Annotated in this window: 10 protein-coding genes; 6 read left to right on the top strand and 4 right to left on the bottom strand. The window is 33.7% G+C overall.

Annotated elements, in window-relative coordinates; genetic code table 11:
- The 6 genes from LDL23_RS00110 to LDL23_RS00085 all read left to right on the top strand — a co-directional run.
- The coding region (locus LDL23_RS00110) for a LamG-like jellyroll fold domain-containing protein (protein WP_291263881.1) at positions 1–1444 on the top strand (1444 nt) is incomplete at its 5' end.
- 176 nt (positions 1445–1620) lie between these two features.
- Positions 1621–2670: a tRNA preQ1(34) S-adenosylmethionine ribosyltransferase-isomerase QueA gene (queA, locus tag LDL23_RS00105; protein ID WP_026725893.1), complete on the top strand. Its 1050-nt coding sequence runs from the start codon at positions 1621–1623 to the stop codon at positions 2668–2670.
- Positions 2671–2824: 154 nt separating this feature from the next.
- Positions 2825–4105 (top strand): kynureninase, encoded by a 1281-nt coding sequence (gene kynU / locus LDL23_RS00100; RefSeq protein ID WP_291263880.1) that lies wholly within the window; start codon positions 2825–2827, stop codon positions 4103–4105.
- 46 nt (positions 4106–4151) lie between these two features.
- Positions 4152–5228, top strand: coding sequence for an agmatinase family protein (locus LDL23_RS00095; RefSeq protein ID WP_291263879.1), 1077 nt, complete (start codon positions 4152–4154; stop codon positions 5226–5228).
- 70 nt (positions 5229–5298) lie between these two features.
- Positions 5299–5874 (top strand): NUMOD4 domain-containing protein, encoded by a 576-nt coding sequence (locus LDL23_RS00090; RefSeq protein ID WP_291263878.1) that lies wholly within the window; start codon positions 5299–5301, stop codon positions 5872–5874.
- Positions 5875–5931: 57 nt separating this feature from the next.
- A complete protein-coding gene (locus LDL23_RS00085; RefSeq protein WP_291263877.1) occupies positions 5932–6540 on the top strand; it encodes a hypothetical protein in 609 nt (202 codons plus the stop codon).
- A gap of 54 nt (positions 6541–6594) precedes the next feature.
- On the opposite strand, the gene LDL23_RS00080 is transcribed toward LDL23_RS00085, so the two are convergent.
- The 4 genes from LDL23_RS00080 to LDL23_RS00065 form a co-directional block, all read right to left on the bottom strand.
- Entirely contained in the window at positions 6595–8127 is a 1533-nt protein-coding gene (locus tag LDL23_RS00080; protein ID WP_291263876.1) for a cryptochrome/photolyase family protein, read from the bottom strand.
- Positions 8128–9414, bottom strand: a complete 1287-nt coding sequence (locus tag LDL23_RS00075; protein ID WP_291263875.1) for a DASH family cryptochrome — start codon at positions 9412–9414, stop codon at positions 8128–8130. It lies immediately after the preceding gene.
- Position 9415: 1 nt separating this feature from the next.
- Positions 9416–9556, bottom strand: coding sequence for a DUF2256 domain-containing protein (locus tag LDL23_RS00070; RefSeq protein ID WP_133610440.1), 141 nt, complete (start codon positions 9554–9556; stop codon positions 9416–9418).
- Positions 9556–10000 (bottom strand): flavin reductase (locus tag LDL23_RS00065; RefSeq protein WP_291263874.1); only part of this gene is annotated, 445 nt, incomplete at its 5' end. The genes LDL23_RS00070 and LDL23_RS00065, both read right to left, overlap by 1 nt.

The following is a 10000-nucleotide window of genomic DNA, read 5'->3' as shown; positions in this document are numbered from 1 at the left end:
TTCTTTTACAACTCTTTCAGCAGCACCAACAATTTCAGTTACTTCTAGTCCAGCAACTTACAACGGAGCAACGATAAATTATTCACTAAATGCTAATGGATATGCCACAACATCTTTAGTGAGATATGGTTTATCTAGTGGAAGTCTAACAAATCAAGCCACAGGTTCTTCAACTTCTTTAACAACAGCAGTTGCAAGTTTTGCCAACCTTTCTGGACTATCATCAAATACTACTTATTATTATCAAGTTGAGGCAACCAATTCTATTGGAACAGCAACAACTGCAGTAGGAAGTTTTACTACTCCATCTCAAACTCCTGGAATTTATAGTGTTGCTGCATCATCAATTTCAACAAATACTGCTTCCATAGATTATGCAGTTTGGGACAAAGGTTTAGCTACTACTACATTGGTAAGATATGGTTTATCTAGCGGAAGTTTAACTAATCAAGTTACTGGGTTTTCGGTTTCTGGCGATACAACAGTGACAGGAAATGTTGGTTTAACGGGTTTAACGCCTTCAACTACATATTATTATCAAGTAGAAGCTACCAATTCAGCTGGTGTTTCAACTAGTGCTGTGTCAAGTTTTACCACAACTGCAATTCCAATTTTATTAGCAGAATATACTTTTAATAATACATATAATAATATTAATGGAAACACTCCGTTTGCAAATGTTCCATCAACGACTTCTTTTGTTGTAGATAGAAACGCCGTTTCAAACAATGCAATACAAGTTGTGGGAAATTCAAATAATGGAACTTTTTGTAATGCATCAGCACCAACTGAAGGTAACCCAAGAACAATTTCTTTTTGGTATAAAACGCCAAGTCATGCAGGTTATAAAAGTTTGTTTTCTTACGGAACAGCTGCAGCTAATAGAACTTTTGGAGCTTATTTTGGGCCAAATGGGAATATCTTTTTTCAAGGTTATTCTTATGATCATGATTTTGGAGGAACTTACGCTGTAAATACATGGAGACATTTAGTATTGATTTTTGATGGTACAAATCTTAAATTATATTTAGATGGTATGTTAGTAGGAACAGTGGCAAGACCATTATTAAATACAGGAACTGGAACTAATTTTAGAATTGGTAATGACACTATAACAATGCAATTTGACGATTTGAGAATTTTTAATTATGCTTTAGATCAAGCTGATATTACTAGTTTATACACAAACAACACACTTTTATCTTCAGATTTCAACCAAAACAATTTAGAAGTTTCTTTATATCCAAATCCAGTTCGCGATATTTTAAACATTGAAACGGAATTAGATATTCAATCCATAGAAATTTATAACATTCAAGGGCAAAAAGTGTTAAATTCAAATCAAAAACAAATCAATGTTTCTGATTTGGCATCGGGAATTTATATGGTAAGAATTCAAGATGTTGATAATAACATTGCAACAAAGAAAATTATAATTAAGTAGTTAGTTTTTTAGTTTTAAATTTAGGCGTTGTCTAGTAAACAAAGGGTTTTGTAAAATAAACCGCTTTTTACTTGACAACGCCTATTTCATAATCGTATATTTGCGAACTGAATTTTTGTGTTTTGAGTAAGAAAACTATTAAACACATAAACTTTTAAACTCTTAAATATTTTTAAATGAAATTATCTCATTTCAATTTCAATTTACCAGAAGAATTATTAGCTGAATTTCCTACCGAAAACAGAGATGAATCTCGCTTAATGGTGGTTAACAGAAAAACAAATACTATCGAGCACAAATTATTCAAAGACGTTATTGATTATTTCGATGATGGCGATGTAATGGTTTTGAATAATACCAAAGTTTTTCCAGCACGTTTATATGGAAATAAAGAAAAAACAGGTGCTCGTATTGAAGTTTTCTTATTAAGAGAATTAAATGCAGAGCAACGTTTGTGGGATGTTTTAGTAGATCCAGCTCGTAAAATTCGTATCGGAAATAAATTATACTTTGGCGATGACGATTCGTTAGTTGCTGAAGTAATTGATAATACGACTTCTCGTGGAAGAACATTACGTTTCTTATACGATGGTTCGTATGAAGAATTCAGAGAAAAATTAGTAGAACTTGGAGAAACTCCAATACCAAAATATATCAATCGTGAAGTAACTCCAGAAGATGCTGAGCGTTACCAAACGATTTATGCAAAAGAAGAAGGTGCTGTTGCAGCTCCAACTGCTGGTTTACACTTTTCTAAACATTTATTAAAACGTTTAGAAATCAAAGGAGTTGATTTTGCAGAAGTAACATTACACGTTGGTTTAGGAACATTTAATCCAGTTGAAGTAGAAGATTTATCGAAACACAAAATGGATTCGGAAGAAATGATTATTACGCAAGAAGCGTGTGATATCGTAAATAATGCAAAAGCTAAAAAGAAAAAAGTATGTTGTGTAGGAACAACTTCAATGAGAGCTATGGAAAGTTCGGTTTCTTCTCAAAGAACGTTAAATCCTTACACCGGTTGGACAAATAAATTTATTTATCCTCCTTACGACTTTAGTATTGCAGATTGTATGATTACTAATTTCCATACGCCAAAATCAACTTTATTAATGATGATTTCAGCTTTCTGTGGTCACGATTTAATGAAAAAAGCTTACGAAGAAGCTATCAAAGAGAAATATCGTTTTTACTCTTACGGAGATGCGATGTTAATCATCTAAATATATAATCCCAATCGAAAGGTTGGGATTTTTTATTTCTAATCACAAAAAATGTAAAGTCTGTTAGTATTAATCTGAAATCCAATTTTCACATTTTTATTGCTTTGACACTTTCTAACTTTTAACTACTTTTGTTTTCCAAACAACCAAACAGATGACTTTTCAAAATACGCGCGAATTCGCACAAAGTTTAGATGCTCAAGATGAATTGAGAAAATACAGAGATGAATTTCATTTTCCACACGTAAACGGAAAACAAGTAATTTATTTTACAGGAAATTCTCTCGGACTTCAACCAAAAAGAACCAAAACTTACGTTGACGAAGTAATGAATGATTGGGCTAATTTGGCAGTAGAAGGTCATTTTTATTCTGATAAACCTTGGTGGGATTATCAGGAGCGTTTTGCAGTTCCTTTGAGTGATATCGTTGGGGCAAAGCCAAAAGAAGTAGGAGTAATGAATACTTTAACAGTAAATCTTCACTTATTAATGGTGTCTTTTTATAATCCAACACCACAGAAATATAAAATTATTTGTGAGGAAAAAGCGTTTCCAAGCGACCAATACATGTTCCAAAGTCAGGTAAAATTTCACGGTTATGACCCAAAGGACGCTATCGTTGAAATCAAACGAAGAGATGGAGAAGCAAATATTCGATTAGAAGATGTTTTGGCTAAAATTGAGGAAGTAGGTAGTGAATTAGCTTTAGTCTTAATAGGTGGAGTGAATTATTACACTGGACAAGTGTTTGATATGAAAACCATTACAGCAGCCGGACAAAAACAAGGCGCTTATGTAGGTTGGGATTTAGCTCACGCTGCAGGAAACATCAAGTTAGATTTGCACGATTGGAACGTAGACTTCGCTGCTTGGTGTAGTTATAAATATATGAATTCTGGACCAGGAAATGCTTCGGGATTTTTTGTTCACGAAAAACATCATAACGATAAAGAATTAAAACGTTTTGCGGGTTGGTACGGACACAATAAAGAGCGTCGTTTTAAAATGGAACCTGATTTTGACCCTGTTCATGGAGCAGATGGATGGCAAATTAGTAATCTCCCAATTTTATCTTTAGCACCTTATTTAGCTTCGGTAGAAATGTTTGCTGAGGTTGGGATGGATAAACTAATCACAAAACGAAATTTAATAACTTCTTATTTAGAATTCATTTTACACGAAATCGACAAAGAATTAGAAGGAGCTGACTTTGAAATTTTAACACCATCAAACCAAGAAGAGCGCGGATGTCAGTTGTCAGTATACCTTCACGGACAAGGAAGAGAGTTATTCGATAGATTAATGAAAAACGGCGTAATTACGGATTGGAGAGAGCCAAATGTAATTCGTTTAGCGCCTGCACCATTCTATTGTTCATTCGAAGATATGTACGAATTTGGGCAAATATTGAAACAGTTAATTTTAAATAAATAATAACTTCGGGTTCAAAACCTGAAATTTGAAACTTGAAACAAAAAAAATGACCAAACAACAAATCATAGAAAATTTTGACCCTTCTCAACCTGGGTTAGCCGATGCTACTATTTTTGGTTTGCCTTTTTCGGCAGAGCAAAGTGAAATTATTGTAATTCCAGTGCCTTGGGAAGTTACGGTGAGTTATGGAGCCGGTGCTTCGGAAGGGCCAGATGCTATTTTAGATGCCTCTTTTCAAGTGGATTTAAATCACCAAGAATTTCCTGAATTATGGAAATTAGGAATTTACATGGATGAAGCGCCTGAGCATTGGGCAAAGAATTCTGAAAAATATAAAAGTTTAGCCCAACCCATAATCGAAGCTTTAGAAAGTGGAGAAGATGTGGCGACTTTTCCAGCCTTACAAGCGGATTTAGATAAAATCAATAAAGTGTGTAAGGAATTGCATCAAGAAGTAAAAGACCGTGTTTTACATTGGATGAATCAAGGTAAAAAAGTGGTGCTACTCGGTGGAGACCATTCAACTCCTCTTGGGTATTATCAAGCTTTAGCCACTAAATACGACAACTTCGGAATCTTACATTTAGATGCGCATATGGATTTGCGTATTGCTTACGAAGGATTTACTTATTCGCACGCTTCTATTATGTACAATGCGTTACAAATTCCTCAAATTTCTAAAATTGTACAAGTGGGTATTCGCGATTTTTGTGAGCAAGAAGTAGAAGTAGCGTTGAAAGATAGAGTTTTAGTGCATACCGATATGGATTTAAAACAAGAAGCTTTTGAAGGCAAAACGTGGCAACAACAATGTGATCATATCATCGCTTCGTTACCAGAAAAAGTTTGTATTTCTTTCGATATTGATGGAATGTATCCTTGGTATTGTCCCAACACAGGAACTCCAGTTCCAGGCGGATTTTCATTTGAACAAGCCGCTTATTTATTCAATCGTTTAGCAGAAACAAATAAAGAAATCATCGGATTTGATTTAGTAGAAGTAGCGCCAGGTGATGACGATTGGGATGGAAACGTAGGAGCAAGAATGTTATTTCACATGTGTGGTGCTTTTGCGAAATCTCAGAAAATGAATGTTGGGAACAAAATCAAGTTTAACAAATAATTTATATCTTGCATTAAATCAGACGAAAGTCTTAAATAATTCGCCCCTTAATTTATTTAAAGACAAAAATATGAGTCACTTTGTAATTGAGCAATGGAAAGAATACCCCATCCAAGTGCCCGGAAAAGTTAGGTATGCCGTTTCAAACTATGGAAGACTCAAAAGTTTTACCGATACAATTGAAAATGGTAAAATTTTAAAAGGAGCTCCTACTGAAGGTTTTCTATTTTTACGTTATGTTAGATCCGTTAATGGAAAAAAAAGTTATTATTCTCATGCCATTCATAAAATGGTGGCGGAGCTTTTTATTCCAAGAGTAAGTGAAGACCAAGAATATGTTTTACATCTTGATTATGATAAAATGAACAATCAGTTGTATAATTTGAAATGGGCAACTTATAATGAGATGCGAGCTCACGGTCATAAAAGTCCAGCTGTAAAAGCCGCTTTTAAGAAGTTTCAAGAAGATAACATTAAACGTGATGGTAGAAAATTAACCTCTACTCAAGTAATGCGAATAAAGTTAAAAATGAAGCGACAAGGTGAAAAGTTCAGCGTTAGAAAAACCGCAAAAGAATTTAATGTTTCCGAAATGCAAATTTATCGCATTAAATGGGGTCAAAATTGGGGACATATACAAGTTTAATAATTTTTTTGTCAAACTGAACTTGTTTCAGTTTCTTAAAGTTTTTTGTTTTGTAATATGAGAAAAGTATTAATATTGATATTTGGAATAATAATTTTGCAACTGAGTTTCTCTTGTAAATCTCAATATTCAACAGTTGAACTAGAGAATAACTTTTCCACTGATCAAATCTCTGACTTGAATAAAATAAGAGACTTTTTTAAAAACCAAATATCTGAAAATAAAAAATCTGATTTTAAAGTCTGTTTTTCTAAAATATTACCTGGATTATTAGAAAATGGTTGGCACCCGATTTTAGAAAAAGTGGATTTTGAAAAACAAAAAGAACTTTACAATTCTATTTCAAAATCTACGTTTGACGAAATATGGGAGTTCGGAAAAGCGACTTATCCAGATACTGGTTTGGAATTAAGAAATTTAGGTTCAAAATATAATGGGAAATATCAAAAATTTTTGACTGAACTTGGAAAAAATAATCCAGAAGTTAAAAATTATGCGGATAGACTTATTGAAGCAGGAGATTTTGAATCAGTAGGCTGGTTACAACAAAGTATTTATAAAAATCCGAAAGAATTCGATTTAGACGATCCTAATATTCAGTTGTTGATTGCTATTCACTATTTAACTCTAAATGATCAACAAAAAAGAACTGACAAATGGGAATAGGATTAATTTTAATAAATAAATAACCAAACCGAAGTTTTAAAAGCTTCGGTTTTTTTATAAATTATTGATATCCTCCAAAATCGATATCGCTTTTTCTTTCGTAGCGGCTAATTCTTCAGGTTTCATTTTTCTTAGTAAAGCTAACATCATGCTCATTCTTTGATTGTTTGCAAAATGCTGTTTTTTCTCATCTAAAAAATGCCAATACAAACTATTAAACGGACAGGCTTTATCGCCCAATTTCTCTTTTACGTTGTAATGACAACTGCCACAATAATTGCTCATTTTATTAATGTAACTTCCTGAAGAAACATAAGGTTTTGTTGCTACAATTCCGCCATCAGCATATTGACTCATGCCGCGAGTATTCGGCATTTCTACCCATTCAATCGCATCAATGTAAACGCCTAAATACCAAGCGTCCACTTCGTCAGGATGCAATTGGGCTAACAAGGAAAAATTTCCAATCACCATCAATCGCTGAATATGATGCGCATACGCTTCCGATAAACTTTGAGAAATCGAATGTTGCATACATTTCATTTTGGTTTTTCCTGTCCAAAAGAAATCAGGTAGCGGATTGTAGTTTTCTAAGGTGTTCATTTGGGCATAATTCGGCATTTCTTTCCAATAAATTCCTCTGACATATTCGCGCCAACCGATAATTTGTCGCACAAAACCTTCTACTTGCGCCAATTCAATCGTTTCTTGATTTTGATAATAATACGAAACCACAGCATCAACCACTTCTTTCGGACTAATCATTTTGGAATTCATCGCAAAGGACAAACGAGAATGAAACAGAAATTTATGCCCAGAAAACAAGGAATCTTGATACGTTCCAAAATGCTCTAGAAAATGCTCACAGAAATAGTCAATCAATTGCAAACTTTCGTTTCTTGAAGTCGGCCAATTGAAATTTTCCACATCAATACTTCCAAAAGTGATGATGTTTTGACTTTCAATTTCGTCAACAATTTCACTCACTTTTTTATGAAATTCCAAAGGAAACGGAATCGGAACTTCGTTTTTATATTGATTGCGGTTGTTGTGGTCAAAATTCCATTTTCCGTCTAAAGGTTGATCACCTATCATTAAAACAGCGTGTTTTTTTCGCATCATGCGATAGAAACTTTCCATCAAAAGTTGCTTTTTTCCTTTGAAAAAATCACCTAATTCAGTTCTAGAAGTATAAAAATGTTCCGAATCGACAGCTTTTTTGGGAATGGAAAGTTTTTCGCAGATGGATTTCAATTGTTCGTCCAATCGATATTCATCAGGAAATTGGTATTCAAATTGCTCGATTTTATTCTTCTCTATCAAATCCAAAATCAATTGTTCTAAATTATGAGGATTATTCGCATCCGAAATTGTATAATAAATCACTTGATGACCTTTAAGTATTAATTCCTCAGAAAAATTTCGCATCGCAAGAAAAAATGCCACCACTTTTTGAACGTGATGTTTCACATAATCCGTTTCCTGACGCATTTCTGCCATCACATACATCACATCTGGATTGACTTCATCAAACCAAGAATGTTCCGAATTGAGTTGGTCGCCCAAAAGTAATCGAAGTGTTTTCATTTAAAATAATTCAGGAATTAACCACATTTTTTGAAATTTTCCATCGCCATCATATAGTTCCGCTTGACGTTTGATGTTGAATTTTCTATCTCTTGGGTCATTGCCAACGCCAGCATTGTACATCCAATTGCTATAATTGCTATGCACATCGTAATCAATTAGCATGCTTTCGAAATAAGCCGCCCCAATGCGCCAATCTTGTTCCCATTCTTTTGCCCAATAACTCGCAACATTTTGACGGCCGCGATTGCTCATCCAACCTGTTTTCTGCAATTCAATCATGTTGGCATTCACGAAATGTTCGGGCGTAGTACCATTTGTCCATTGATTGAAAGCTTTTGTATTTTGGTTCCAATGGTATTCTTTTTGCAAAATACCGTTCAATTGAAATATTTTGTTTCCGTGTTTTAGTGAAATGTATTTGAAATAATCACGCCAAATCAACTCGAAAATCAACCAATACGTATCTTCGTTTTTGACTACTTTTTTCTCAAATTGTTGGATTTCCCAATAAATCATTCGTGCCGAAATACTACCATTTGCCAACCAAGCTGAAAGTTTTGAACTATAATCTTTTCCAACCAAACCATTACGAGTTTTCTTGTAAACCGCTAGTTTTTTGGTGTCCCAAAAATATTCTTTGATGCGTTTTTTTGCTTGATTTTCGCCACCTTTAAATGGAAAAGCAGTTTTATTTGGTTGTTTGAAATCTTCAAATCCTAAATCTTCTAATGTAGGAATTGAGGTTTTTTCTTCAATTAGATTTGAAATTGGTTTTGCTGAAATGGCAACGGTTGGTCGCACTCGAATTTTCTTTTCCAATTGTTTTCTGAACTCTGTAAAAACTTCTGGTATTTTCTCCCAATCTTCATAAGGAACATCATCTGGATGGAATAAGAATTGATCGTAATACGTTTTCCAATTCACCGCAGGAATTCGCACTTCAGTTTCAACATCTACTTCTTCTTGTGTCCATTCGTTTTGACTATAAATCGTGTCAATTTGATGTTTTTCAGCTACTTCAGGAATTAATTGTTCTGGATAACCATAATAAATTAATAAGGAGATATTCTTCTCCTCTAAGTTTTGTTGTAATTCGGTTAAAGTTTCTAAAAGAAATTGCGTTCTAAATTTTTCTGTTTTCTTGAAACCGTATTGAGTTGTTTCGAAATGTCTCGGATCTAAACAATAAATGCCTATTACTTTTTCATTTTCTCTACAAGCATTGTACAACGAATGATTGTCAATCGTGCGCAAATCGTTTCTAAACCATATTAATCCGTTCATGCTATTTGTTTTTATTCATTCTACATTTATCACTGCAATACATAACTTCTTCCCAATTTTTCTCCCATTTTTTGCGCCATGAAAAAGGACGTTGACAGGTTTTACAGATTTTTTCAGGAAGATTTACTTTTTTATGTGCCATTACAACATCGAAGTTGAAGATTTATCTGGTCGCGCATAATGAAATCTGTCTGCTAATTTTGGAACAGCATAACCATCTAAACCATTAATAGCTACTACATTTCCTCTATCCAATTGCATCCAATTGTCATCGTGAAATAAGTTTTCATCCGCATAAATGGTTTCAATCGAGGCGATAATATGAATACAATCGTTTTCTTCAATTTTGTATTCGTTCACATATTTACAAAGTAATTGTACAGGACTTCCTTTTACAAAAGGGATTTTCAAGTCGTCAATAAATTCGGGTTCTAAGTTCGTTTTGTCGAATTCCGAAATATGTTCGTCATAACTTGAAGAAGTATGATGCGCATCAGCAATCATTTCTTCGGTAATATGATTTACAGTAAAGAATCCGGTTTCTTTTATGTTTTTATAAGTGTCTCTTGGAACCGTTGTAGGTCTT

This window comes from Flavobacterium sp. (assembly GCF_020217025.1).
In the GTDB taxonomy this organism is placed as follows: Bacteria; Bacteroidota; Bacteroidia; order Flavobacteriales; family Flavobacteriaceae; genus Flavobacterium.
Note: the sequence above shows the minus strand (reverse complement) of the source record. Positions and strands in the feature narration are given on the sequence as shown.